The 25,586-nt window shown below is 71.1% G+C and carries 25 protein-coding genes; 17 read left to right on the forward strand and 8 right to left on the reverse strand.

Translation table 11 applies throughout. The annotated features are described in order from the left end of the window. Window positions 1-34 precede the first annotated feature (34 nt). The 8 genes from ald (at window position 35) to ACZ4SF_RS15640 (ending at window position 8,090) form a co-directional block, all read left to right on the forward strand. Window positions 35-1,159: an alanine dehydrogenase gene (ald, locus tag ACZ4SF_RS15605; protein WP_468383774.1), complete on the forward strand. Its 1,125-nt coding sequence runs from the start codon at window positions 35-37 to the stop codon at window positions 1,157-1,159. A gap of 414 nt (window positions 1,160-1,573) precedes the next feature. After that, window positions 1,574-2,707: a ParA family protein gene (locus tag ACZ4SF_RS15610; protein ID WP_468383777.1), complete on the forward strand. Its 1,134-nt coding sequence runs from the start codon at window positions 1,574-1,576 to the stop codon at window positions 2,705-2,707. After that, entirely contained in the window at window positions 2,692-3,237 is a 546-nt protein-coding gene (locus ACZ4SF_RS15615) for a hypothetical protein (protein ID WP_468383779.1), read from the forward strand. Before ACZ4SF_RS15610 ends, ACZ4SF_RS15615 begins: the two co-directional genes overlap by 16 nt. A gap of 18 nt (window positions 3,238-3,255) precedes the next feature. Continuing rightward, a complete protein-coding gene (locus ACZ4SF_RS15620) occupies window positions 3,256-4,491 on the forward strand; it encodes a segregation and condensation protein A (protein ID WP_468383782.1) in 1,236 nt (411 codons plus the stop codon). Then, on the forward strand, window positions 4,488-5,141 hold the full coding sequence (scpB, locus tag ACZ4SF_RS15625; protein WP_468383785.1) for an SMC-Scp complex subunit ScpB: 654 nt from the start codon (window positions 4,488-4,490) through the stop codon (window positions 5,139-5,141). Before ACZ4SF_RS15620 ends, scpB begins: the two co-directional genes overlap by 4 nt. Further along, entirely contained in the window at window positions 5,141-6,262 is a 1,122-nt protein-coding gene (locus ACZ4SF_RS15630; protein WP_468383787.1) for a pseudouridine synthase, read from the forward strand. The genes scpB and ACZ4SF_RS15630 overlap by 1 nt, the downstream gene beginning before the upstream one ends. Window positions 6,263-6,328: 66 nt before the next feature. Next, on the forward strand, window positions 6,329-7,336 hold the full coding sequence (locus ACZ4SF_RS15635) for an ADP-ribosylglycohydrolase family protein (protein ID WP_468383790.1): 1,008 nt from the start codon (window positions 6,329-6,331) through the stop codon (window positions 7,334-7,336). Between the two features lie 4 nt (window positions 7,337-7,340). Next, the gene (locus ACZ4SF_RS15640; protein ID WP_468383793.1) at window positions 7,341-8,090 is read left to right on the forward strand and encodes a nucleotidyltransferase domain-containing protein; all 750 of its coding nucleotides are present in this window, start codon (window positions 7,341-7,343) and stop codon (window positions 8,088-8,090) included. On the opposite strand, the gene ACZ4SF_RS15645 is transcribed toward ACZ4SF_RS15640, so the two are convergent. Then, window positions 8,016-8,759 carry a nucleotidyltransferase domain-containing protein gene (locus tag ACZ4SF_RS15645; RefSeq protein ID WP_468383795.1) on the reverse strand — a complete coding sequence of 248 codons (744 nt, stop codon included), beginning with the start codon at window positions 8,757-8,759 and terminating at the stop codon, window positions 8,016-8,018. The genes ACZ4SF_RS15640 and ACZ4SF_RS15645 overlap by 75 nt on opposite strands. A 21-nt stretch (window positions 8,760-8,780) precedes the next feature. Next, window positions 8,781-9,218, reverse strand: a complete 438-nt coding sequence (locus ACZ4SF_RS15650; protein WP_468383797.1) for a Rieske (2Fe-2S) protein — start codon at window positions 9,216-9,218, stop codon at window positions 8,781-8,783. 147 nt (window positions 9,219-9,365) lie between these two features. On the opposite strand from ACZ4SF_RS15650, the gene aroH reads away from it, so the two are divergent. The 5 genes from aroH to der all read left to right on the forward strand — a co-directional run bounded on the left by aroH (window position 9,366) and on the right by der (window position 13,835). Further along, window positions 9,366-9,728, forward strand: a complete 363-nt coding sequence (aroH, locus tag ACZ4SF_RS15655) for a chorismate mutase (protein WP_468383799.1) — start codon at window positions 9,366-9,368, stop codon at window positions 9,726-9,728. Then, window positions 9,725-10,810 carry a prephenate dehydrogenase gene (locus ACZ4SF_RS15660; RefSeq protein WP_468383802.1) on the forward strand — a complete coding sequence of 362 codons (1,086 nt, stop codon included), beginning with the start codon at window positions 9,725-9,727 and terminating at the stop codon, window positions 10,808-10,810. The genes aroH and ACZ4SF_RS15660 overlap by 4 nt, the downstream gene beginning before the upstream one ends. Before the next feature lie 115 nt (window positions 10,811-10,925). Further along, the gene (gene cmk, locus ACZ4SF_RS15665; protein WP_468383804.1) at window positions 10,926-11,615 is read left to right on the forward strand and encodes a (d)CMP kinase; all 690 of its coding nucleotides are present in this window, start codon (window positions 10,926-10,928) and stop codon (window positions 11,613-11,615) included. Continuing rightward, complete coding sequence (locus tag ACZ4SF_RS15670) at window positions 11,612-12,280, forward strand: lysophospholipid acyltransferase family protein (protein WP_468383807.1); 669 nt, start codon at window positions 11,612-11,614, stop codon at window positions 12,278-12,280. Before cmk ends, ACZ4SF_RS15670 begins: the two co-directional genes overlap by 4 nt. A 61-nt stretch (window positions 12,281-12,341) precedes the next feature. After that, a complete protein-coding gene (gene der, locus ACZ4SF_RS15675) occupies window positions 12,342-13,835 on the forward strand; it encodes a ribosome biogenesis GTPase Der (RefSeq protein WP_468383809.1) in 1,494 nt (497 codons plus the stop codon). A gap of 66 nt (window positions 13,836-13,901) precedes the next feature. Here the strand turns inward: der and ACZ4SF_RS15680 are convergent, their stop codons facing one another. Next, window positions 13,902-14,300, reverse strand: a complete 399-nt coding sequence (locus ACZ4SF_RS15680) for a hypothetical protein (protein ID WP_468383812.1) — start codon at window positions 14,298-14,300, stop codon at window positions 13,902-13,904. A 130-nt stretch (window positions 14,301-14,430) separates the two neighbouring features. After that, window positions 14,431-15,234 carry a hypothetical protein gene (locus tag ACZ4SF_RS15685; protein WP_468383815.1) on the reverse strand — a complete coding sequence of 268 codons (804 nt, stop codon included), beginning with the start codon at window positions 15,232-15,234 and terminating at the stop codon, window positions 14,431-14,433. Between the two features lie 540 nt (window positions 15,235-15,774). Between ACZ4SF_RS15685 and ACZ4SF_RS15690 the strand changes: the two genes are divergently transcribed. Further along, a complete protein-coding gene (locus tag ACZ4SF_RS15690) occupies window positions 15,775-16,455 on the forward strand; it encodes a LysM peptidoglycan-binding domain-containing protein (RefSeq protein WP_468383818.1) in 681 nt (226 codons plus the stop codon). Window positions 16,456-16,612: 157 nt separating this feature from the next. On the opposite strand, the gene ctaD is transcribed toward ACZ4SF_RS15690, so the two are convergent. After that, on the reverse strand, window positions 16,613-18,295 hold the full coding sequence (gene ctaD, locus ACZ4SF_RS15695; protein ID WP_468383821.1) for an aa3-type cytochrome oxidase subunit I: 1,683 nt from the start codon (window positions 18,293-18,295) through the stop codon (window positions 16,613-16,615). Window positions 18,296-18,748: 453 nt separating this feature from the next. Between ctaD and ACZ4SF_RS15700 the strand changes: the two genes are divergently transcribed. Beyond that, window positions 18,749-18,964: an I78 family peptidase inhibitor gene (locus tag ACZ4SF_RS15700; protein ID WP_468383824.1), complete on the forward strand. Its 216-nt coding sequence runs from the start codon at window positions 18,749-18,751 to the stop codon at window positions 18,962-18,964. Between the two features lie 186 nt (window positions 18,965-19,150). Here ACZ4SF_RS15700 and ACZ4SF_RS15705 read toward each other — a convergent pair whose 3' ends face one another. Both ACZ4SF_RS15705 and ACZ4SF_RS15710 read right to left on the reverse strand, forming a co-directional pair. Continuing rightward, entirely contained in the window at window positions 19,151-20,167 is a 1,017-nt protein-coding gene (locus tag ACZ4SF_RS15705) for a phosphatase PAP2 family protein (RefSeq protein WP_468383827.1), read from the reverse strand. A 237-nt stretch (window positions 20,168-20,404) separates the two neighbouring features. Beyond that, the gene (locus ACZ4SF_RS15710; protein ID WP_468383829.1) at window positions 20,405-21,655 is read right to left on the reverse strand and encodes a glycosyltransferase family 39 protein; all 1,251 of its coding nucleotides are present in this window, start codon (window positions 21,653-21,655) and stop codon (window positions 20,405-20,407) included. 260 nt (window positions 21,656-21,915) lie between these two features. On the opposite strand from ACZ4SF_RS15710, the gene ACZ4SF_RS15715 reads away from it, so the two are divergent. Further along, window positions 21,916-23,601 carry an MFS transporter gene (locus ACZ4SF_RS15715; RefSeq protein WP_468383832.1) on the forward strand — a complete coding sequence of 562 codons (1,686 nt, stop codon included), beginning with the start codon at window positions 21,916-21,918 and terminating at the stop codon, window positions 23,599-23,601. A 106-nt stretch (window positions 23,602-23,707) separates the two neighbouring features. Further along, window positions 23,708-24,901: an acyl-CoA dehydrogenase family protein gene (locus tag ACZ4SF_RS15720; protein WP_468383834.1), complete on the forward strand. Its 1,194-nt coding sequence runs from the start codon at window positions 23,708-23,710 to the stop codon at window positions 24,899-24,901. Between the two features lie 39 nt (window positions 24,902-24,940). Here the strand turns inward: ACZ4SF_RS15720 and ACZ4SF_RS15725 are convergent, their stop codons facing one another. Then, the gene (locus tag ACZ4SF_RS15725; RefSeq protein ID WP_468383836.1) at window positions 24,941-25,378 is read right to left on the reverse strand and encodes a cell division protein SepF; all 438 of its coding nucleotides are present in this window, start codon (window positions 25,376-25,378) and stop codon (window positions 24,941-24,943) included. Window positions 25,379-25,586: the final 208 nt, after the last annotated feature.

Below are 25,586 nucleotides of genomic sequence, written 5' to 3' on the forward strand. Positions count from 1 at the left end.
TAAAGCACCCCCCATACCCTCTGAGCCAAGGACCGTGATCGACGTGAAGGTCGGCATCCCCCGCGAGGTCAAGAACAACGAGTTCCGGGTGGCCATCACCCCCGCCGGTGTGCACGAGCTGGTGCGCCACGGGCACCAGGTCGTCATCGAGCGGGGCGCCGGCCTCGGTTCCTCGATCACCGACGAGGAGTACGTCTCCGCCGGTGCCACGATCCTGGACACCGCCGACGAGGTCTGGGCCACTGCCGACCTGCTGCTGAAGGTCAAGGAGCCCATCGCGGAGGAGTACCACCGCCTCCGCAAGGACCAGGTCCTCTTCACCTACCTGCACCTGGCCGCCTCCAAGGAGTGCACGGACGCGCTCATCGAGTCCGGTACCACCGCCATCGCCTACGAGACGGTGGAGCTGCCGAACCGCGCCCTGCCGCTGCTCGCCCCGATGTCCGAGGTCGCGGGCCGGCTGGCCCCGCAGGTCGGCGCCTACCACCTGATGCGCGCGGCCGGCGGCCGTGGCGTGCTCCCCGGCGGTGTCCCGGGCGTGACCCCGGCCAAGGCCGTGGTCATCGGCGGCGGCGTCTCCGGCTGGAACGCCACCCAGGTCGCCGTCGGCATGGGCTTCGACGTGACCCTGCTCGACCGCGACATCAACAAGCTGCGCGAGGCCGACAAGATCTTCGGTACGAAGGTCAAGGCGATCATGTCCAACTCCTTCGAGCTGGAGAAGGCCGTCCTCGACGCCGACCTCGTCATCGGCGCGGTCCTCATCCCGGGCGCCAAGGCCCCGAAGCTGGTCACCAACGAGCTGGTGTCCCGCATGAAGCCCGGAAGTGTTCTTGTCGACATCGCGATCGACCAGGGCGGCTGCTTCGAGGACTCCCGTCCCACCACGCACGCCGAGCCGACCTTCCGCGTCCACAACTCGGTCTTCTACTGCGTGGCCAACATGCCGGGCGCGGTGCCGAACACCTCCACCAACGCCCTCACCAACGCCACGCTGCCGTACATCGTCTCGCTGGCCAACAACGGCTGGGTCGAGGCGCTGCGCCGTGACGCCGCGCTCGCCAGGGGTCTCAACACCCATGACGGCAAGGTCGTTTACAAGGAGGTCGCCGAGGCTCACGGCCTGGAGCACGTCGAGCTGGGCACCCTGCTCGTCTGACCCCTGTGACCTGGTGAGTCGTTAAATCGCCCGCAGGCAAAAGGCGATTCGTCAACACACCTCGTCAACCCCGCGCACCCGGCCGGACCTTGCCCGACAAGGTCCGGCCGGATGTGTGTATGGTCACTTTGCGGCTCTCGGTCAACTCGCCTCGAACGTAACCCTTCGACCGATTCGCACACCGGTGAAACCTGCTGTGCGACGGCCGTACGCCCTTGACAGCGGGATGTTTCATTGCCGACACATCCTGCCGGGTCCGGCGGATTGTGTTGCTGCGGACCGCCGACACGCCATAGAGTCGCCAACCGTCGGCATGGTGCCACGCTGACCTTGTCTAGAAGTTTCCTGGTCACCAAGGAGGTAAGACGACTTGTGAATGAGTCGACATTTTCTCCCGGGGGTGGTCAACCAGGAATGCCTGCACGGGGCCAGGGGCCCGCGGGATCCGAGGCTGTCGGCTCCGTAGCTGTGCGCACCTTCGCAGCCCACCAGAGTCCGGGTCCGCGGACCGCCCGGACAGCACACCAGAGCATGGATGGCCATCACGTGAACGCCATGGCCGGCGACGGAAGTGGCGCGCCCCACAACCACTTCGCCGACTACGACGAACTGCCCGAGGGGCACTTCTACGACCCCGACGCCGAATACGAGCCGGACCCGGAGTACGCGGCCACGCTCGCGCCCGACGCTGCCCGCCAGCGCCGTGAGCGCGTCGGCCCGACCGGACGCCCGCTGCCGTACTTCCCGATCCCGGGCCCGCTGACCAGTCACGGCCCCGCGACGATCATCGCGATGTGCAACCAGAAGGGCGGCGTCGGCAAGACGACGTCGACCATCAACCTGGGTGCCGCGCTCGCGGAGTACGGCCGCCGCGTGCTGCTCGTGGACTTCGACCCGCAGGGCGCGCTGTCGGTGGGTCTCGGTGTCAACCCGATGGAACTCGACCTGACGGTCTACAACCTGCTCATGGAGCGGGGCATGTCCGCGGACGAGGTCCTGCTGAAGACGGCGGTCCCCAACATGGACCTGCTGCCCTCCAACATCGACCTGTCGGCCGCCGAGGTCCAGCTGGTCTCGGAGGTCGCCCGCGAGTCGACGCTCCAGCGCGCCCTGAAGCCGCTGCTGCCCGACTACGACTACATCGTGATCGACTGTCAGCCCTCGCTCGGCCTGCTCACCGTGAACGCGCTGACGGCCGCTCACAAGGTGATCGTGCCGCTGGAGTGCGAGTTCTTCGCCCTGCGCGGTGTGGCCCTGCTGACCGAGACCATCGAGAAGGTCCAGGAGCGGCTCAACCCCGAGCTGGAACTGGACGGCATCCTCGCCACGATGTACGACTCGCGCACGGTCCACAGCCGCGAGGTGCTGGCCCGTGTGGTCGAGGCGTTCGACGACCACGTCTACCACACGGTCATCGGCCGCACGGTCCGCTTCCCGGAGACCACGGTCGCCGGTGAGCCGATCACCACGTACGCCTCCAACTCCGTCGGTGCCGCCGCCTACCGCCAGCTCGCCAGGGAGGTGCTCGCCCGGTGTCACGCCGAGTGAGTCTGCCGGGGGCCGACGAACTCTTCCGTACGACAGGGGGAACGGCGCTCCAGCCGTCGAGTCCCCGGCGCCCGGCCAACGGTGAGGCCCGGGTGCCGGCACCCGCGGGGGAGAGCGACGAGGCGGCCGCCGCCGAGGACGCACCGCAGTCGGTGCCCGTGCAGGGCGGTGACGGCGAGGGCGCCGAGCACGTGGCGGCGGAGGCCGAGCCGGCCGAGGCCGGCGAGTCCCGCAGCCGTCCTGCGCGCCGGCAGGCGGCGCAGGAAGGTTCTGCCGCGCAGCCGCGCAAGCGCGGACGGGCGGCGACCCGGCGGCCCAGCGGGCGGGAGCGGCACGACGAGAAGATCACCGTGTACGTGTCGGCCGAGGAGCTGATGGACCTCGAGCACGCGCGGCTGGTGCTGCGCGGCGAGCACGGGCTGGCCGTCGACCGCGGACGGATCGTCCGCGAGGCGGTGGCCGTGGTGCTGGCCGACCTGGAGTCCCGCGGTGACGCGAGCATCCTCGTGCGGCGGCTGCGCGGGCGGTAGCGGTAGCCTGCGGGGGCTATGACCTCGCGTGACGTTTCCAACCCCGCCCCCGGCGCCGGCACCGGCCGTCGGCGTGCGCTGGGGCGGGGACCCGGGGCCGCGCCGGCCGGGCCGAAGAGTGAGCCGGCGGCCGAGGCCGGGAGTCCGGCTGTCGCCGGTGGGCCGGCGCCGGAAGAGACGCCCCGGGCCGTCCGGCCCGAGGAACCCCTGACCGTCCTGCCCGAGGAACCGGCAGCCGTCGTGGCCGGGGAACCCGTAGCCCTCGTACCCGAGGAACCGGCAGCCGTAGCGCCTGACGAGCCGGCAGCCGTCGTACGCGAATCCGCAGCCGCCGCGACCGAAGGGCCGGCCGCCGTAGTACGCGAACCCGCAGCTCCCGCGCCCGGAGCACCCGCAGCTTCCCGGCCCGGAGAACCCGCCGCCCCCGAGCCCGAAGAGCCTCGGGACGGTGTCTTCAAGGTGCGGCTCTCGAACTTCGAGGGGCCCTTCGACCTGCTGCTCCAGCTGATCTCCAAGCACAAGCTGGACGTCACCGAGGTCGCGCTGTCCAAGGTGACGGACGAGTTCATGGCGCACATCCGGGCCATGGGGCCGGACTGGGACCTGGACCAGACGACCGAGTTCCTCGTCGTCGCGGCCACGCTGCTCGATCTGAAGGCGGCCCGGCTGCTGCCCGCCGCGGAGGTGGAGGACGAGGCCGACCTGGCGCTGCTGGAGGCCCGGGACCTGCTGTTCGCCCGGCTGCTGCAGTACCGCGCGTACAAACAGATCGCCGACATCTTCAACCACCGGCTCGACGAGGAGGCCCGGCGCTACCCGCGTACCGTCGGCCTCGAACCGCAGCACGCCGAGCTGCTGCCCGAGGTCGTCATCAGCATCGGGCCCGAGGGCTTCGCCAGGCTCGCCGTGAAGGCGATGCAGCCCAGGCCCAAGCCGCAGGTCTACGTCGACCACATCCACGCCCCGCTGGTCAGCGTCCAGGAGCAGGCCGGGATCGTGGTGGCGCGGCTGAAGGAGCTGGGCGAGGTCAGTTTCCGGCTGCTCGTCGAGGACACCGACGACACGCTCACGGTCGTGGCCCGGTTCCTGGCCCTGCTGGAGCTGTACCGGGAGAAGGCCGTCGCCCTGGAGCAGGAGGCCGCGCTCGGCGAGCTGGTCGTGCGCTGGACCGGCGGGGACACCGACGCGGCGCCGATGGTCACCGACGAGTTCGACCGGCCGCCGGAGCAGCCCGAGGAGGAGAGCAAGGCATGAGCGAGGAGACCGCGGAACTTCCGGCGGGGCTGCGCGGCGTCACCGGCCTGGAGCTGAAGCCCGCCCTGGAGGCGATGCTCATGGTCGTGGACGAGCCCGCGACCGAGGAGCACCTGGCCAAGCTCCTGGAGCGGCCGAAGCGGCAGATCGCGGACGCGCTGCGCGAGCTGGCCGACGAGTACACCGTGCAGGGCCGCGGCTTCGAGCTGCGGTTCGTGGCCGGCGGCTGGCGCTTCTACACCCGTGCCGCGTACGCACCGGCCGTGGAGCGGCTGGTCCTGGACGGGCAGACCGCCCGGCTCACCCAGGCGGCGCTGGAGACCCTCGCCGTCGTCGCCTACCGCCAGCCGGTCAGCCGCAGCCGGGTCTCCGCCGTGCGCGGAGTCAACTGCGACGGGGTCATGCGCACCCTCCTGCAGCGGGGTCTGGTCGAGGAGGCGGGCACGGAACCCGAAACAGGTGCGATCCTGTACAGGACGACGAACTACTTCCTGGAGCGGATGGGCCTGCGCGGCCTGGACGAACTTCCGGAACTCGCGCCCTTCCTCCCCGAGGCGGAGGCGATCGAGGCCGAGACCCAGGAGGGGGTGCCGTCGTTCGATCCGGATGCTCCGGATTCCGAGGACGCAGACGACAAGACGGAACTTTGATGCGAAGCAGTAGCGGCAGGAACAGCAGCGGAAACAACGGCGGGAGCCGTGGTGGCAACAGCGGCGGCCGCGGCGGGAGCAGCGGTGGCCGCGGTAATTACCGCGGTGCCGGCAACGCCCGTGACGACAAGCAGGGCGGCCGGCCGAAGAAGCCGCGCCCGGAGGAGCGGCGCTACGACGTAGGCCCCGGCGCCACCCAGGACGGCCCGAAGTCGGGTCGTGGCGCTTCGGCGCGCGGCGGCGCAAAGGGCGGGCCCAGGCAGGGCCAGGGCACCGGGCGCGGCCGTACGGCTCCGGCGAGTTCCCGTGAGTACGACGTCCGCGCCGAGGAGCGCAACCGGGAGCGGTACGCCGGCAAGAAGGACGTCAAGCTCCCCAAGACCTTCCCGGGCGCCGAGCAGGAGGGCGAGCGGCTGCAGAAGGTGCTCGCCCGCGCGGGCTACGGCTCCCGGCGCGCCTGCGAGGAGCTGATCGAGCAGGCCCGGGTCGAGGTCAACGGCGAGATCGTCCTGGAGCAGGGCAAGCGGGTCGACCCGGAGAAGGACGAGGTCAAGGTCGACGGCCTGACGGTCGCGACCCAGTCGTACCAGTTCTTCTCGCTGAACAAGCCCGCCGGTGTCGTCTCCACGATGGAGGACCCGGATGGGCGGCAGTGCCTCGGTGACTACGTCACCAACCGTGAGACGCGGCTCTTCCACGTCGGGCGGCTGGACACCGAGACCGAGGGCGTCATCCTGCTCACCAACCACGGTGAGCTGGCGCACCGGCTGACCCACCCCAAGTACGGCGTGAAGAAGACCTATCTCGCCGCGATCGTCGGCCCGATCCCGCGTGACCTCGGCAAGCGCCTGAAGGACGGCATCCAGCTGGAGGACGGCTACGCCCGCGCGGACCACTTCCGGGTCGTCGAGCAGACCGGCAAGAACTACCTGGTCGAGGTGACCCTGCACGAGGGCCGCAAGCACATCGTGCGGCGCATGCTGGCCGAGGCCGGCTTCCCGGTCGAGAAGCTGGTGCGCACCTCCTTCGGACCGATCACCCTCGGCGACCAGAAGTCGGGCTGGCTGCGCCGTCTGTCGAACACCGAGGTCGGCATGCTGATGAAGGAAGTCGACCTCTAAAGCGCCTTGCCGTGATCACCATCCCCTTTTATTGTCAGGGTGACGATAAAAGGGGATGGTGATCGCGTGTCCAAGCAAGCCGCAACCGGAACACTTCTCGGCCTCGCTCTGGGGGACGCCCTCGGTTACCCGACCGAGTTCAAGACCGTGCCGTTGATCCTCACGATGTTCGGTCCCTGGCGGGAGCTGGAGCTGCCGCAGCGCGCCCTGGTCTCCGACGACACGCAGATGACCCTCGCCGTCGGGCGCGCGCTCCGGACGGCCACGGAGCGCGGATCCCTCGCACCTGAGCGGCTGGAGCGCCCGCTGCGCGAGGAGTTCGTCGACTGGTACCGGTCACCGGAGAACAACCGCGCCCCGGGCAACACCTGCCTGACCGCGTGCGACCTGCTCACGACGGAGGGCCGCCGCTGGCAGGACGCCAGCCAGGTCGGCTCCAAGGGCTGCGGCGCCAACATGCGGGTCGCCCCGATCGGGCTCGTCCCCTGCCTGAGCGACGAACAGCGCGCCGGCGCCGCCCAGTTGCAGTCCGCGCTCACCCACGGCCACCCCACCGCGCTCGCCGCCTCCGACCTCACCGCCCACGCCGTCCACCTGCTCGTCCAGGGCACCGGCCCGGCCGCACTGGTCGGGCAGTTGCACGCGTACGCGCAGGAGAACCGCACCCGCTACGACCACACCTGGCTCGGCGACCTGTGGACCCGCTCCCAGGACCCGACCCCCGAGCACTTCATCGCGCGGGGCTGGGACGAGTGCCTGGCGATCCTGGAACGCCTGCAGGAGGCCGTACGGACCGTCTCCCCGGAGACCGACCCCTGCCTGGCCACCGGAGAGGGCTGGATCGCCGAAGAGGCCCTCGCCACCGGGCTGCTGTGCTTCCTGCTCTTCCCGGACGAGCCCGTCACCGCCCTGCGCCGGGCCGCCTGCACCGCCGGCGACTCCGACTCCATCGCCTGTCTCACCGGCGCCTTCGCGGGCGCCTGGCGGGGCGCGGACGCCTGGCCCGCCGACTGGGCCGAGCGGATCGAGTACCGGGCAGACCTGTTGGCCCTCGGCACGCTCTGGGACGCTTAGGCCCATGATCGACGACCTCGACATCGACCTGACCCCGGTGGTGGCGGAACAGCCCGACCCGCTGCTCTTCGCGACCGTCTCCGGAGCCCATCTGTACGGCTTCCCCTCCCAGGACTCCGACGTGGACCTGCGCGGGGTCCATCTGCTGCCCGCCGCCGACCTCGTCGGTCTGCGCGAGCCCGAGGAGACCCGCTCGCGGACCTGGGTCCGGTACGGCGTCGAGCTGGACCTCGTCACCCACGACCTGCGCAAGTTCGTACGGCTGATGCTCCGCCGCAACGGCTACGTGCTGGAACAGCTGCTCTCGCCCCTGGTCGTGCACACCACCGACGCCCACCGGGAGCTGGCCGCCCTGGTGCCCGGCGTGCTGACCAGCCACCACGCCCACCACTACCGCGGTTTCGCCGTGACCCAGTGGCGGCTGTTCGAGAAGACCGGCGAACTCAAACCGCTGCTCTACACCTTCCGCGTCCTGCTCACCGGCATCCATCTCATGCGCAGCGGCGAGGTGCAGGCCCATCTGCCCACGCTGGTGGACCAGGTGGACGCCCCCGGCTATCTGCCCGGGCTGATAACCGCCAAGGCGGAGCGGGAGCACGGCACGGCCGACGTCGACCATGCGCGTGTCGAGGCCGACGTGGAACGGCTGCACACCGTCCTCGACGAGGCGCAGGCCGCCTCAGCGCTGCCCGACGCGCCCGGCGGCCACGCCGCCCTGCACGACCTGGTGGTCCGCCTCCGCCTGCAGGGCTGAGGCCCGGCGCACCTCGAACAGGAAGCCGGCCACACGCGCACGGTCCGGCTCCGGCGGCAGCGGGCTGCCCCACAGGGCCTCCTCGGCCTCGGCCGCCAGCCGGACCATCCACGCCTCGGCCTGCGGCCACGGCACCTCGCCCCGCTTCACCGCGAGCAGCGGCTCGCGCTGGTCGCCGACGTCGATCCGCAGCTCGCCGGTGCGCAGCAGATCCCGGGCGCTCATCAGCAGACGCAGCAGATGCATGGCGTGCTTCCAGCGCGGAGCGCCCGTGCTGCGGATGTCGGCGTCGAGCTTCTTGCGCTGGCCGAGGGCGTACCGGGTGAAGGTGTCGTACGCCTGCCGGGACAGGAACGCGTGCCGCAGCGACAGCAGCTCGCGGCCGGTGTCGTCGGCATGCTCGACCAGCGGGGAGTGCAGGCACTCCAGGATGTTGGGGTTGCCGCGCAGCGCCAGCTCGCAGAACCGCTCCAGCTCCCAGGAGAACTGCTCCTCGCCCGGTCCGTCCACATGCGTCGGCGGCTTCTCGAACCGCCAGAACAGCGGGGTCGGTGCGAGGAACACCCCGCGCCGGTCGGTGTCGCTGGCGTCCGTCGCCAGGCCGAAGGCGCGGGAGCCCATGACACAGGCGTAGACCGTGTGGTCGCGTACGAGGTCCTGCGGATGCATTCCGGGAGCGTACGCGGCCCCTTAGCCCAGGTGGATGGAATTTCCGTGCACGGTGATCGACTCCTCGGCCAGCGGCCTGGTGGCGGGGCCGTGGGCCACCGAGCCGTCGGCGATGCGGAACCTGCTGCCGTGACAGGGACAGTCGATGGTGCCGTCGGCGACCTTGCTCACCGTGCAGCCCTGGTGCGTGCAGACCGCCGAGAAGGCCTTGAAGTCACCCTTCTTCGGCTGGGTGACCACGATCTTCTCCTTCTTGAAGACCTTGCCCCCGCCCTCCGGGATGTCGCTGGTGTCGGCCAGCTGTCTGCGGGCCGGGGAAGCCGGCAGCCGCCCGGCGGTGGCTTCCGATGACGACGTGGAGCCGCTCTCGTCGCCGCTGCTGCCGCATCCCACACATCCCAGGGCGAGCGCACCGGCGCCCGTCGCGAGTACCGTCCGCCGCGTCGCGGGCTGGGTCATGTCACGCCTCCGTACAGACGTAGAGAATCGATGGATACCGGAACTTTTCGCATCGTCTCAGCGTGCGGGCGGCGCACGCCCGCCCCGCGCGGGCTGACTACGCTGGACGGACCAAGAACACACACGCAGGCAGCGAGGAGCAGCGCCGTGGCGGTACGAGCGGTCCGGGGGGCCGTCCAACTGGAACGGGACGAGGCCGGACACATGGAGGAGCAGGTCGGGGCCCTGCTCACCGCCGTCCTGGAGCGGAACGGGCTGACCGTCGACGACCTGATCAGCATCTGGTTCACGGCCACCCCCGACCTGCACAGCGACTTCCCGGCCGCTGCCGCCCGCAAGCTCGGCATCGTGGACGTCCCCCTCATCTGCGCCCAGGAACTCGACGTCGAGGGCGCCATGCCCCGGGTCGTGCGGATCCTCGCGCACATCGCGTCGGACAAGCCCCGCGCCGACATCAGTCACGTCTACCTCGGCGCCGCCGCCGCCCTGCGCAAGGACATCGCCCAGTGAGATCCGCACTCGTCATCGGCACCGGCCTCATCGGCACCTCCGCCGCGCTGGCCCTCGTGCAGCGCGGTGTCACCGTCCACCTCACCGACCACGACCCCGCGCAGGCCCGTACGGCCGCCGCGCTGGGCGCCGGCACCGACGAGGCACCCGACGGCCCGGTCGACCTGGCGCTCGTGGCCGCCCCGCCCGCCCATGTGGCCCGGGTGGTCGCCGACGCCATGCGCCGGGGCGTGGCCCGCGGCTACCTGGACGTCGCCAGCGTCAAGGGCGGCCCGCGCCGCGAGCTGGAGGCGCTCGGCCTCGACCTCACGGCGTACATCGGCACCCACCCCATGTCCGGCCGGGAGAAGTCCGGTCCGCTGGCCGCCACCGCGGACCTGTTCGAGGGCCGCCCCTGGGTGCTCACGCCGACCCGCGACACCGACACCGAGGTGCTGAACCTCGCCCTGGAACTGGTCTCGCACTGCCGGGCCGTACCGGTCGTCATGGACGCCGACGCCCACGACCGCGCCGTCGCCCTCGTCTCCCACATGCCGCACCTGGTGTCCAGCCTGGTCGCCGCGCGGCTGGAGCACGCCGAGGAGACCGCCGTACGGCTGTGCGGACAGGGCATCCGGGACGTGACCCGGATCGCCGCCTCCGACCCGCGGATGTGGATCGACATCCTCTCCGCGAACCCGGGCCCGGTCGCCGACCTGCTCGCCGACGTCGCCGCCGATCTGGACGAGACCGTCCAGGCGCTGCGCGCCCTGCAGTCCTCCGACGAGGACAAGCGGCGCACGGGCGGCACCGGCATCGAGGACGTGCTGCGCCGTGGGAACGCCGGCCAGGTGCGGGTACCCGGCAAGCACGGCAGCGCCCCGCGCGTGTACGAGACGGTCGTCGTCCTCATCGACGACCAGCCCGGCCAGCTCGCCCGGATCTTCGCCGACGCGGACCGGGCCCGGGTCAACATCGAGGACGTCCGGATCGAGCATGCGACGGGTCAGCAGGCCGGTCTGGTCCAGCTCAGCGTGGAGCCGAGCGCGGCGGCCGTCCTGACGGAGGCGTTGCGGGAGCGGGGCTGGGCGCTGCGGCAGTAGGGCCGGGCCCGGCCTCCCCGCGTGCGTCCGGACGAGTGACCCGTACCCAGTAACCTTGTGCAGGGCGCTCTCGCTCCCCGCACCCCGCCAGCACCGCACCAGGAAGGTGTCCCCCGTGGAAAACGGCGCCGCCGCCAAGCCCGTGATCGTCGCGATCGACGGTCCCTCCGGCACGGGCAAGTCGAGCACGTCGAAGTCCGTGGCCGCCCAGCTCGGCCTGAGCTACCTGGACACCGGCGCCCAGTACCGGGCGATCACCTGGTGGATGGTGACCAACGGCATCGACCTGGAGGACCCGACCGCCGTCGCGGCCGTCGCCGGCAAGCCGGACATCGTCTCCGGCACCGACCCGGACAAGCCGACGATCACGGTCGACGGCATCGACGTGGCGGCCGCGATCCGCACCCACGAGGTCACCTCCCGGGTCAGCGCGGTCAGCGCGGTGCCCGAGGTGCGCGCCCGGATCACCGAGCTGCAGCGCTCCCTGGCCGCGGGCGCCGAGCACGGCATCGTGGTCGAGGGCCGGGACATCGGTACGACCGTCCTGCCGGACGCCGACCTGAAGATCTTCCTCACCGCTTCCCCGGAGGCGCGCGCGGCCCGTCGCAGCGGCGAGCTGAACGGTGCCGACGTCAACGCCACCCGCGAGGCCCTGATCAAGCGGGACGCGGCCGACTCCAGCCGCAAGACCTCGCCGCTCGCCAAGGCCGACGACGCGGTCGAGGTGGACACCACCGAACTCACCCTCGCCCAGGTCATCGAGTGCGTCGTCACCCTGGTCGAGGAGAAGCGAGCCGGGAAGTGAGCCTTCCGCCGGTTCCCTCGGAGCGGGGCGCCGAGGTCGGCCGGCGCATCGGCGTCGGCCTGATGTACGGGCTGTGGAAGCCGCGCGTGCTCGGCGCCTGGAAGCTGCCCGCCACCGGCCCGGTGATCCTCGCGGTGAACCACAGCCACAACATCGACGGCCCGATGGTCATGGGCGTGTCGCCCCGGCCCACGCACTTCCTGATCAAGAAGGAGGCGTTCGTCGGGCCGCTGGACCCCTTCCTGACCGGCATCGGCCAGCTGAAGGTGGACCGCACGGCCGCCGACCGCACCGCGATCACCCAGGCCCTCGGCGTGCTGGAGGCCGGGGGAGTACTGGGCATCTTTCCCGAGGGCACCCGGGGCGAGGGCGACTTCGCCTCGCTGCGCGCCGGGCTCGCCTACTTCGCGGTCCGCAGCGGGGCGCCGATCGTCCCCGTGGCCGTCCTGGGAAGCTCCGGGCGGCCGGGACGGTTGACAAAGGCACTGCCCCCGCTGCGCTCCCAAATCGACGTCGTCTTCGGCGACCCCTTCGAGGCGGGCGACGGCACCGGGCGGCGCACCCGCAAGGCGCTCGACGAGGCGACCGAGCGCATCCAGAAACAGCTCACCAGCCACCTGGAAAACGCCAGGCGCCTGACCGGGCGCTCGGCGACACTTGAGTAGTGGATCAGCCCACCAGGGCCGCTCCACCGATCACCACGATGAACGACGAGGTACGGACTTCATGAACGACCACATCCAGCCCGACGGCTCGGACGCGTACGAGACCGCGCACGAGTACGATCACGGGGCTCTCGGCGACGCCGAGTACGCGGAGTTCATGGAGCTCGCCGCGGAAGAAGGCTTCGACATCGAGGACGTCGAGGGCGCCATCGAGGCGGCGGGCCACGGCCCGCTGCCCGTGCTCGCCGTCGTCGGCCGCCCCAATGTCGGCAAGTCGACCCTGGTGAACCGGATCATCGGCCGCCGCGAGGCGGTCGTCGAGGACAAGCCGGGCGTCACCCGCGACCGCGTCACCTACGAGGCCGAGTGGGCCGGCCGCCGCTTCAAGGTCGTCGACACCGGCGGCTGGGAGCAGGACGTCCTCGGCATCGACGCCTCCGTGGCCGCGCAGGCCGAGTACGCGATCGAGGCGGCCGACGCGGTCGTCTTCGTCGTGGACGCCAAGGTCGGCGCGACCGACACCGACGAGGCGGTCGTCCGGCTGCTGCGCAAGGCCGGCAAGCCGGTCGTGCTGTGCGCCAACAAGGTCGACGGCCCGAGCGGCGAGGCCGACGCGGCCTACCTGTGGAACCTGGGCCTCGGCGAGCCGCACCCGGTCTCCGCGCTGCACGGCCGCGGCACCGGCGACATGCTGGACTCCGTCCTGGAGGCGCTGCCCGAGGCGCCCGAGCAGAGCTTCGGCACCGCGATCGGCGGCCCCCGCCGCATCGCCCTGATCGGCCGCCCGAACGTCGGCAAGTCCTCGCTGCTGAACAAGGTGGCAGGCGAGGAGCGCGTCGTCGTCAACGAGCTGGCGGGCACCACCCGCGACCCGGTCGACGAGATGATCGAACTCGGCGGCGTGACCTGGAAGTTCGTGGACACCGCCGGTATCCGCAAGCGGGTCCACCTCCAGCAGGGCGCCGACTACTACGCCTCCCTGCGCACGGCCGCCGCCGTGGAGAAGGCCGAGGTCGCGGTCGTCCTGATCGACGCCTCCGAGAACATCTCCGTGCAGGACCAGCGGATCATCACCATGGCCGTCGAGGCGGGCCGCGCGATGGTCATCGCCTACAACAAGTGGGACACCCTCGACGAGGAGCGCCGCTACTACCTGGAGCGGGAGATCGAGACCGAGCTGGGCCAGGTCGCCTGGGCCCCGCGCGTGAACGTCTCGGCCCGCACCGGCCGGCACATGGAGAAGCTGGTCCCGGCGATCGAGACGGCCCTCGCCGGCTGGGAGACCCGCGTGCCCACCGGCCGCCTCAACGCCTTCCTCGGCGAGCTGGTCTCGGCCCACCCGCACCCCGTCCGGGGCGGCAAGCAGCCGCGCATCCTGTTCGGCACCCAGGCCGGCACCAAGCCCCCGCGGTTCGTGCTCTTCGCCTCCGGCTTCATCGAAGCGGGCTACCGGCGCTTCATCGAGCGCCGTCTGCGCGAGGAGTTCGGCTTCGAGGGCACCCCGATCCACATCTCGGTGCGGGTACGCGAGAAGCGCGGCACGAAGAAGAAGTGACAGCGGTACGACAGGAAGGGCGGCCCCTGGCTCACCAGGGGCCGCCCTTCGCCGTCCGTGGGCCCGTCACAGGCCCCGGCGCGGCCCCGGTGGCAGCGCCGCCGGCTGGTAGCCGGTCCCGCTGTCCTGCTGCCGTCCCAGCGTGCCCACCCGCTGCCACTGCGACTGCTGCCGGGCGCTGTACGCCCCCGCGCTGTAGGCGCTGTACGAGCTGCTGAACGACCCCGCCCGGTGCCCGCCGTAGCTGCCCATGCCGTCCGGGAAGTCCCCGAAGGCGCTGAACCTCAGGTCCTCCTCACCGCTGCGGTCTCCCGGCAGGGTGCGGAAGGTCTTGACCCACTCCGCGTAGAGCGTGTCGTAGATCGGCGTGGCCGACGTCCCGCCGGCCGGCTCGTGCGCCGTCCGGGCGGACGGGACGGAGGCGTAGGAGGACCGACGGGGAGGCGGGGTGTCGTATGCGTGCACGTATGTCCAAACGACCGGGACGTCAAAGAGATGCGGTTCCGCAACCCCCTCAGGGGCGCGCGGAACGGCGCGGGAAACCACACCGGATCCGCAGCCGCCGAACGACCCGCACCCCCTGCCCGGTGGGCGGTCACGTACCCGCGAGCGGCAGCGCCGCCGCCACCAGCTTCCCGTTCGCGGCCGCCTTGTCCAGTGCGTCCCGCAGGAGGTCCTCCCGGGGCTGACGCCCGATCGACCCCACCGGTGCCGCGAACATGAGCACCTGCTGGTGCTTGTTCGCCGCGGCCCGCCAGCTGTCGGTCACCTGGAGCGGCTGGTGCGCCTGCCACCAGGCCACCGGCTGTCCGCCGACCGCCGACGGCTGCAGCACTGCGTGCAGCTGTCCCACGGCCAGCAGCACGGACCAGCCGTGCAGCACCGGAGGAACCGACGCCAGCGCGGTCACCGGCATGAAGCCCTGCTCGATGAGGAGCGGAAGGAAGTCGTCGCCGGCCCCGATGGTGCCCGGGCGGACGATCGGCGAGGTCGGCTCGACGACGAGCGCGGGATGCAACTCGCCCTCGATCAGGACGAGTCCGCTGGTCACGCCGAGCACCGCCTGCTCGGGTACGGCCTGCTGCGGCCGGCCGCCCGCGGTCGCCCCGGCCATGTCCCCGCCGGCCGCGCCGATGGAGCGCACGGCGCCCTGCAACTGCTCCTCGGTGACCTGGACGACCTGCGAGGGCAGGCAGCTCGCGTGGGCGAAGGCGAGGACGGCGGTCTCGTCGCCGATGAACAGAACGGTGCTGGTGCGCTCCTGCTCGGAGTCGCCCGGGGTGCGACAGGACGTGCAGTCGTAACTGCCCGGGGCGTTCTCTCCGGCGAGCAGCCGGTCGGCTTCTTCGTCGCCGATCTCGGCGCGTACGGCGTCGCTGACGTCGAGCATGCGCGGCACGGTGGCTCCCTCGGGATGCGGTGCTGGGTCGGCCGGGTGGCTCCCGGCCGATGAGCCCCGGGGTTCCGGGCTCATGAAGAAGACAACGGACGTCCTGTGGTGGGAGTCACGCCCCGCGTCGAACCGGTTCGAACCTTCCACCGCACAGGGTCACCTTGTGTGCGGAACCGGCCACTCATCGTCAACTCCGCGCCATGTCAAGGAACTTGATTGGGTGAAGTGGGTCACAGATCGCTTCAGTCGATGGTCGACAAATCATGAAATCAGTGCATGTAGTGGGTGGCCGAAAATCGCCGATACCCTCGGTAACCGTCAACTGGCCTGGAAGGACGGCGACTTGGTTGATTCCGGCTGCTCGTCCTCCTTACATTCCTCCGCCGTGTGCAACGAGCACCGCTCGGGTACGTCCGCCGGCCGGCACCGGCAGAGCACGATCACCGCACCGGTGACGGCGGACGGGGGCGGGCGCGAGGAACCGCGGCCATACGCGGGGATCTGCGCCGGCCTTGGGGGAGCCCGGGTTCGTGGAGAGGGAACTACATGTCCGAGTGTGCCGATACCAGCCGCACCACCGCCCGTAACGACAGCGCCCGCAAGGGCCGTACGACCGCAGCGCTCGCCGGAGCCGCACTGCTGGCCCCGCTGGGACTGCTCGCCGCGACCGGAAACGCCGTCGCGGCGGACAACGGAGTGTGGGACCGCATCGCCCAGTGCGAGAGCGGCGGCAACTGGCACATCAACACCGGCAACGGCTACTACGGCGGGCTCCAGTTCTCCGCCGGCACCTGGCGCGCGTACGGCGGCACCGCCTACGCCCCGACGGCCGACCAGGCCTCCAGGAGCGCGCAGATCGCCGTCGCCACCAAGGTCCAGCGCGCCCAGGGCTGGGGCGCCTGGCCGGTCTGCTCGTCCCGCGCCGGAGCCTCCGGCGCCGCCCCGGCAGCCTCCTCGGGCACGCCGTCCCGGCAGAGCGCGACGACGAAGTCCGCCCCGGCGAAGCCGGCCCCGGCCACGTCCGCCCCGGCGAAGACGCCGGAGCGCCCGACGGCCCACACGGGCCGCGGCAGCTCCCGCGGTGACTACACCGTCCGCGAGGGCGACACCCTGAGCATCATCGCCGCCCGGCACGGAACCACCTGGCAGCGGATCTACGCCGCCAACAAGGCCGTCATCGGCACCGACCCCGACCTGATCGTGCCCGGCCAGCGCCTCGAACTCTGAGTGCCGGTCACCGCGCAGGCGTACAGCCGCTGTCCCGGTCGGGGGCAGCGGCTGTACGCACCGTCGGCGGACTCGCCCCCTGTCCAGGACCTCGGCACGACCGCTGTCTGTGTTCGGGTGCCCGGGCCGGCCGGACCGGCCGAGGCGATCAGGTCTGTCAGGAACCGGCTTGATGCCGCTTGGGCTCCGGCTGCGGAGCCTGGGCCGCGTACTCCGGGTGGTGCAGGTCGAACGCCGGGGACTCCGAGCGGATCCGGGGCAGGGTGACGAAGTTGTGCCGGGGCGGCGGGCAGGATGTCGCCCACTCCAGGGAGCGGCCCCAGCCCCAGGGGTCGTCGGTGTCCACCTTCTCGCCGTACATGGCGGTCTTCCACACGTTGTAGAGGAACGGCAGCGTCGACAGGCCGAGCAGGAAGGCACCGATCGTCGAGACCGTGTTGAGCGTGGTGAACCCGTCGGCCGCCAGATAGTCGGCGTACCGGCGGGGCATGCCCTCGGCACCCAGCCAGTGCTGTACCAGGAAGGTGGTGTGGAAGCCGGTGAACAGGGTCCAGAACTGGATCTTCCCGAGCCGCTCGTCCAGCATCTTCCCGGTGAACTTCGGCCACCAGAAGGAGAAGCCGCCGAAGACCGCGAAGACGACCGTGCCGAAGACGACGTAGTGGAAGTGGGCCACCACGAAGTACGAGTCGGTCACGTGGAAATCCATCGGCGGCGACGCCAGGATCACTCCGGTCAGGCCCCCGAACAGGAACGTCACGAGGAAGCCCAGCGCCCACAGCATCGGCGTCTCGAAGGACAGCGAGCCCTTGATCATCGTGCCGGCCCAGTTGAAGAACTTCACTCCCGTCGGCACGGCGATCAGGAACGACATCAGGGAGAAGTACGGCAGCAGCACCGCACCGGTCGCGAACATGTGGTGCGCCCACACCACGATCGACAGCCCGGTGATCGCCATCGTCGCGCCGACCAGCGTCAGATAGCCGAAGATCGGCTTGCGGCTGAAGACCGGGATGATCTCCGTGATGATCCCGAAGAACGGCAGCGCGATGATGTAGACCTCGGGGTGCCCGAAGAACCAGAACAGGTGCTGCCACAGCAGCGCCCCGCCGTTGGCGGCCTCGAACACCTGCGCGCCGAACCGCCGGTCCGCCTCCAGTACCAGCAGCGCCGCGGCCAGCACCGGGAACGCCATCAGGATCAGGATCGACGTGAACAGGGTGTTCCAGGTGAAGATCGGCATCCGGAACATCGTCATGCCCGGCGCCCGCATCCCGATGATGGTGGTGACGAAGTTGACCGCGCCGAGGATGGTCCCGAAGCCCGCCAGCGCGAGCCCCATGATCCACAGGTCCGGGCCGACGCCGGGGGAGTGCGTGATGTCGTTGAGCGGCGCGTAGGCGAACCAGCCGAAGGCGGCCGGCCCGGCGGGCACCGCCAGCGAGCCCAGCACGATCAGCCCGCCGAACGCGAACAGCCAGTACGACAGCATGTTCAGTCGCGGGAAGGCCACGTCGGGGGAACCGATCTGCAACGGCATCAGCTCGTTGGCGAAGCCCGCGAAGCTCGGGGTCGCGAACAGCAGCAGCATGATCGTGCCGTGCAGCGTGAAGAGCTGGTTGAACTGGTTGTTGTCGACGAGCTGCAGCCCGGGCCGGGCGAGTTCCGCGCGCATCACCAGCGCCATGACCCCGCCGGCCAGGAAGAACCCGAACGACGTGATCAGGTACAGGTGGCCGATCTTCTTGTGGTCGGTGGTGGTGAGCCAGTCCACCACCAGCCGGCCGCCCCGGCTGCCGCGCGCCGGCCGCGCCGTCGCTCCCACGGTCTGGGTCCCCATCGCTCGCCCCTTCGCATCGTCGCGCCCGGGCCCGCCACAGCCCGCGGCACGCGTACCCGCGAGCTGCCGCCATGATGCTCGCGGGGCCGTTGCTCCCACCGGGGGCCACAGCGGGCGTGTGCTGAATCCGTGAAATTCCTATGCGGCGTCAGCTGCTGTGGCACCGCACCGGATGCCGGGGAATCGCGCCCCGGGCCCGCCCCGATCCCCTCTGCGGCACTTTCCGCCGGGTATTGGGAAGCGGCATCGCGACACGCGTGAATTTCGTTCGATTACCCCGGTAAGCCGTATGGAAACCCCCGTACGTGTGAAGCCCGCCGCGGCAGCGGCTGTTGTCACGACGGCTGAAACAGGACCGGGGAGCTGTGACAGAAGTGTGACCGGAGCCGGATACGGCTCTTACCCGGCTGTGCCCGGCTTCCGTCACCGCATGATGCGGCCTAGCGTGGCGGCATGGCACCGATTCCCACTCCGCCAGCGGAGCCCCAGGACAGTCCGGACGGGTACGTCGGCCTCGACGCCGCGAACGCCGAGCGGCTCGCTCGGCAGCGGGGCTGGCCGACGGTGCGGTCGCTGCCACCGGGCGCGATCATCACCATGGAGTACCGGGTGGGCCGGCTCAACTTCGAGGTGCGGGACGGCCGGGTGGTCCGCGCGTGGAAGGGCTAGCAGGTCGCCCTTCGTCCTGTGCGGCTTCGCCGTGGCCGGTCGCGCCCACGCGGCGCCGCCGCATGCCGGTACGTCCCGCGCCCCGCAGACCGGGCGCGGCACGCGAAGGCCCCGCCTCCCTCCGGGAGACGGGGCCTTCGCCGTGCGGGACGGCCGTGCGTACCGGTCCCGTTCCCGTTCCTGCCGTCAGCCGCCCGTCAGCGGACGGGCGGGCTGGGAGGCACCGCGCGGGAGACGATCGGCGTGCGGCGGGCGGCGGCTGCCGACCGGAGTGACCGGGGTGCGTTCCGAACGGGCCGTGTGCCGTGCGGGGGACACGTGCACCGGGCCCCGGGAGGCCCGGGTCGAGGAGACCGGCTCGCGGGCCGGTGCCGGCTGCTCCGCCGGTGTGGTGCGCGGCTTGAGCACCACGGTGACCGGGACGGCCGGCGCGGGCAGACCGCGGCGGGCGCGCCAGCGGTCGCGCAGGTCGAAGAGCCACAGCTCGGCCTTGGCGATCAGCGGCTCGAACCAGGGCAGGGCGAGCAGGATCAGCAGGCCCGCGGCCCAGCCCAGCAACACGTCGCTCAGCCAGTGCGTACCGAGATAGACGGTGGTGAGGCCGACGCCGAGCGAGACGACCGCGGAGAGGGCCGACAGCCAGCGGCGCGCTGTCGGGGTGGAGGCCAGATACGCCAGGATTCCCCAGGTCACCACCGCGTTGGCGGTGTGCCCGCTGGGGAATATATCGCCGCCGAGGCCCATCTCGTTCGAGCCGATCACGGTGGCGTAGTGCGGACCGAGCCGCCCCATGCCGATCTTCGCGGCGCCGACCGTGATGTTCAGCAGGAGCAGCGAGGTCGCCAGGGTGAGCAGCGGGCGGAGCGTGTGCTGCCGCCAGGAGCGCCAGCCGAGCCAGGCCGCGACCATCACGGCGGTGGGGCCGCGCTGGCCGAGCACCACGTAGTAGTCGAGGAAGGCGTGGATGGACGGCCACTGCTGGTACGGCCGGAAGAACATGACCTGCCAGTCGAGCCGGACCAGCCAGGAGGTGATCACCACGGCCCAGACGATCGCCAGGTAAAAGGCGAGGGTCGCGGCGAACAGCACGACCCGGTGCCGGCTCATCCGCGGCACATCGATGTGAGCCGGTCGTTCCGGCTCACGGTCCAGCCTGGCGAACACCCGGTCCAGACGCCGGGTGAGGTTTCGTTCGGTACGCACCCAATCGACGTTACAGCGAGTGAGCTGTGTTCCCGGTCGAAACAGCGGCTTTGTGATGACGATGTGATGTGGGAAACCTCTCAAGGGCGGCCCGAATTCCGGTGTTTCCGCAATCCGGTGACACCGCCCCCGGCAATTCCTTTGATCATGCCGGGTGTTGTTTATATGGCGCTTATGAATGCGTTAACCCTGGCCTTGGGCGGAATTCTCCGGGGCGTCATCGGCCGACCGAGTCGATCATGGTGGACCGGAACCGTTCAGCCAGAACGCCCCGTAGACCGCGGCCGCGACCGCCAGTGCGCCCGTGACCAGGGCGGACCGGGACGTGCGCAGTCGGGCCAGCGCGCAGGCGAGCGGCAGCAGCACCGGGAAGGCCGGCATCAGCAGCCGGGGCTTGGAGCCGAAGTAGCTCGACGCGCACAGGGCGAGCGCGAGCACCACACCCGTGTACACCAGCAGTTCGACCGGCTGCCGCCCGCGGACCCCGCTGACGTACAGCCAGATCAGCAGGGCGACGCCGATGATCAGGCCGAGCCCGGCGAGCGCCGACGGAAATGACGTGAACTTGTCGGCCACGAAACAGGCGAAGGCGTAGCCCCCGTCGAAACCGTTGCGCCATCCGGCCTGGACGTCCAGATAACCGAGCGGGCCCTTGCCGGTGCGCCGGCCGACCCAGAGGACGTACCCGGCGGCGCCGAGCGGAGCGAGCAACAAGCCCAGCGCACGGCGCGGGACGGGGGCGTACGGGGTGTCACATGCGCCTGCTGGGAAAAGAGGGGCTCGTGTGACGGGCAGTGCGCCGGGGGCGTGTTCGTCGTCACCTGCGCCCGGCGTGCGTTTCGCGCTGCGCTCTCGCACGAACGAGACCACGCCCGCCACCCACACCGCGGCGACCACCGCCGCCCCCACCGGCCGGGTGAGCCCCGCCAGCGCGGCCAGCACGCCGGCACTCACCCATCGCCCGGTCAGTACCGCGTACAGCGACCAGGCCGCCAGCGCCGTGAAGAGCGACTCGCTGTACGCCATCGACTGCACGATCCCGACCGGCAGCACCGCCCACAGCAGCACCGCACAGGTGCCCACCCGGGGGCCGTAGACCCGGTCCGCGACCGCGAAGACGCCGGCCGCTGCGGCCAGCGACGCCAGCAGGCTCACCACGAAGCCGGCGCTCGCGTACGACAGCGGCGTGACCGTGTGCAGCAGCCGCTCCAGCCCCGGCAGCAGTGGAAAGAACGCCAGGTTGGAGTGGACGTCCCCGTTCGGCAGCCGTACCTCGTAGCCGTAGCCCAGCTCCGCGACCCGCGCGTACCAAAGCGAGTCCCAGCGGGCGGTCAGCAAGGTGTACGCGCTCTTGCCGCGTGCGGTGCTCCACACCGCCAGCACGGCGAGCGCGAAGACGCGCACCGCCGCATAGCCCGCAAGAGCCGGAGCGGCCCGGCGCAGAAGGGGGGCGTGCGGGGGTGCCACGCGCGTTGCAAGTTCGGTCACGGGCTCGATTATCGACGGCGCGGAGAACCGGACCGGCCACCGGGGCGTGGTCAAGAGAGGGCGACGTGGCGTACGCCACATGGGTTCCCTCGTGCGTGTGAGAGGTCCGCCACGTGACCGCGCGGTGAACTCGCGTACGCTGACGAGTCACCCGCGTGGGTTCGCGCGGGCCGGAGACACCGCTCCTCTCCGGCCGTACGACAGGGAGTCCCCACCCCGTCGGTCCGCCCCACGCGAGGGATCATCTGGGAGGTACGTACATGTCCGGGACGACCACGGCTGCCGTACGGCCGCGCCGTCGGACGGCCGGGGCCGGTGCCAACCGCTGGGTCGTCCTCGTCGTCCTCTGCGTGAGCCTGCTGCTGGTCGCCCTGGACGCGACCGTGCTGCATGTGGCGGTCCCCGCCGTCACCGAGGACCTCAGGCCCGGCGCCGTAGAACTGCTCTGGATCGTCGACGTCTATCCGCTGGTCTGCGCCTCGCTGCTGATCCTCTTCGGCACCCTCGGCGACCGGGTCGGCCGCAGACGCGTCCTGCTGCTCGGCTACGGCCTGTTCGGTGTCGCCTCCGCCGTGGCCGCGTTCGCGCAGACCGCCGAGATGCTCATCCTGGCCCGCGCGCTGCTCGGCGTCGGCGGCGCCATGATCATGCCCGCGACGCTGTCGATCCTCCGCCTGGTCTTCCCCGACCGGCGCGAGCGCGCCCTCGCCATCGGTATCTGGAGTGCGGTGGCGGCGGTCGGCGCGGCGGTGGGACCACTGCTCGGCGGGTTCCTGCTGGAGCACTTCTGGTGGGGTGCGGTCTTCCTGATCAACATCCCGCTGATGCTGGTCAGCCTGCCGGTCGGCCGGATCCTGCTGCCCGAGTCCCGTGGCGACCGCGACGGACCGTGGGACGTGAGCGGCGCGCTGACGGCGGCGGCCGGGCTCTTCGGGGCCGTCCTCGGCGTCAAGCGGCTCGGCGGCGGTGAAACGGCGACGAGCCCGTTCACCCTGCTGCCGCTGCTGGCCGGCGCGGCGCTCCTCTTCTTCTTCGTGCGGCGCCAGCGACGGCACCGGCACCCGCTGGTGGACCTGCGGATGTTCCGCCGGCCCGCGTTCAGCACCTCGGTCGGCTGCATCGTGCTGGCCATGCTCGCCCTGGTCGGCCTGGAGCTGATCGCCGCCCAGTACCTGCAGCTGGTGCTCGGCCTGTCGCCGTTGCAGACCGGTCTGAGGCTGCTGCCGCTGACCGTCGCGGCCATGGCGGCGGGCCTGGCCGGCGCCCGCATGCTGCGCCGCTTCGGACCGCGCCGGATGGTGTGCTTCGGGTTCTGTCTGACGGCGGCCGCGGTGCTGACCCTCACCGCGATGGGCGGCACCGACAACGCCCCGCTGCTGCTCGCCGGGTTCGTGCTGCTGGGCTTCGGCCTGGAGACCACGCTCTTCGGTGCGTACGAGTCGATGCTCAGCGAGGCTCCCGCGGACCAGGCCGGCGGCGCGGCGGCGATCGGCGAGACGTCGTACCAACTCGGCGCCGGTATCGGCATCGCGCTGCTGGGCAGCGTGATGAACGCGGCCTACGCCCCCGGACTGCGGTCCGTGCCGGGCGTGCCTCCGCACGCGTCGGACGCGGCGGGCCACTCGCTCGGCGAGGCCTACGAGGTCGCCGGACGCCTCGGCGGGACCGCCGGGGACGCCCTGCGCCGGGCGGCACAGGACTCCTTCGTGCACGGCCTGCACGTGACCTTGCTGGTGAGCGCGGGCCTGTTGCTGCTGGGCGCGGGGATGGCGCTGCGGCTGCCCCGGATCATGCAGTGCGGCGAGGAACCCGCCGCGGGCGAGCCGGTACTGCCGGCGCCCAGGGACGCGGAGGCGGCGGCCGGGAAGTCGTGGGACGCGGAGGCGGCGGCCGGGAAGCCGCGGGATGCGGAAGTGGCCGCCGGGTCGTCGCGGGTCACCGCCTGACCTCCTCTGGACGTGCGGGAGACTGCACCGTAACGTCGGCCGGAGAGCCGTAACTAGCGCTGCTAGTTTCGCCCGAGTCCGTGTCCCGTGTCCCGGAGGGTGTTCCATGTCCGCGTCCGCGAAGCTGCCCCCGTTCGATGCCGCCGACCCGCTCGGGATCGACGACCTCCTGGAGCCGGAGGACCTGGCCGTCCGGGACACCGTCCGCAGCTGGGCGGCCGACCGCGTACTGCCCTTCGTCGCCGACTGGTACGAGAAGGGCGAGCTGCCCGGGATCCGGGACCTCGCCCGGGAACTCGGCTCCCTGGGCGCCCTCGGGATGTCCCTCACCGGGTACGGCTGCGCGGGCGCGACGGCCGTGCAGTACGGACTGGCCTGTCTCGAACTGGAGGCGGCCGACTCGGGCATCCGGTCGCTGGTCTCCGTGCAGGGCTCCCTCGCGATGTACGCCATCCACCGGTTCGGCAGCGAGGAGCAGAAGGAGCAGTGGCTGCCGCGGATGGCCGCCGGCGAGGTGATCGGCTGCTTCGGCCTGACCGAGCCCGACCACGGCTCCGACCCCGCCTCCATGCGCACCCACGCCAAGCGGGACGGTGGGGGGGACTGGGTCCTCAACGGCCGCAAGATGTGGATCACCAACGGCTCGGTCGCCGGGGTCGCCGTCGTCTGGGCGCAGACCGAGGAGGGCATCCGCGGCTTCGTCGTGCCCACCGACGCGCGCGGCTTCTCGGCACCGGAGATCAAGCACAAGTGGTCCCTGCGCGCCTCCGTCACCAGCGAGCTGGTCCTGGACGACGTACGGCTGCCCGCCACCGCGGTCCTGCCCGAGGGTGCCGGCCTGCGCGGACCGCTCAGTTGTCTGTCGCACGCCCGCTACGGCATCGTCTGGGGCGCGATGGGCGCCGCACGCAGCAGCTTCGAGGCGGCGCTCGACTACGCGAAGTCGCGGGAGCAGTTCGGGCGGCCCATCGGCGGCTTCCAGCTCACCCAGGCCAAGCTCGCCGACATGGCGGTCGAACTGCACAAGGGGATTCTGCTCGCCCACCATCTGGGGCGGCGGATGGACGCCGGCCGGCTGCGTCCCGAGCAGGTCAGCTTCGGCAAGCTGAACAATGTCCGCGAGGCCATCGAGATCTGCCGTACGGCGCGGACGATCCTCGGTGCCAACGGGATCTCCCTGGAGTACCCGGTGATGCGGCACGCGACCAACCTGGAATCGGTGCTCACCTACGAGGGCACCGTCGAGATGCACCAGCTCGTGCTGGGCAAGGCGCTCACCGGGCTCGACGCCTTCCGGTGAGTCCGGTCGAAGGGGGCAGGGCCGGTGCGCGGCCCTGCCTCAGCTCTGGTTGAAGAAGCCGTCCTCGCGGTGCCGCGCGGGCTCGCCGCTGACGATCTCCGTGTTCGCGGGCGTCAGCAGGAAGACGCGGTTCGCCACCCGCTCGATCGTGCCGCGCAGGCCGAAGGTCAGTCCCGCCGCGAAGTCCACGACCCGTTTGGCGTCGCCCGGCTCCATGCCGGTGAGGTTCACGACGACCGGGACACCTTCCCGGAACAGCTCGCCGATGGCGCGGGCGTCCCGGAAGCTGTCCGGGGTGACCGTGCCGATCCGGCGGCCCTTCTCCTCGGCCGTGTCCGTGGCCACCTTCACCCGTGGGTCGGTGACCCAGGCGTCTCCGGACTCGGTGCCCTCGGAGTAGTCGTCGTCGTAGTAGCGCTCGTCATCGTTGTCGTCGACGAGGCCGAGCCACGCACTCGCCTTGCGTACCGATCCCATGGACGCCTCCTCTCACAGCGGTCCTTCTTGCTTTCCGCATCCCTATGGTCATCCATGATGCGGACGGCGCGCCAAGTGGATAGACGCCGCGCGGGGGGTTTGTGACGGTACTGGTGCACAGTCGATCCGTCGAGAGTCCTTGTGCCCCAAGGGTCGCGACTCATACGGCTGCTGACTGAGAGTGAAATATGATTGTACGCGGCGGACG

The organism is Streptomyces sp. NPDC027663 (assembly GCF_055566415.1).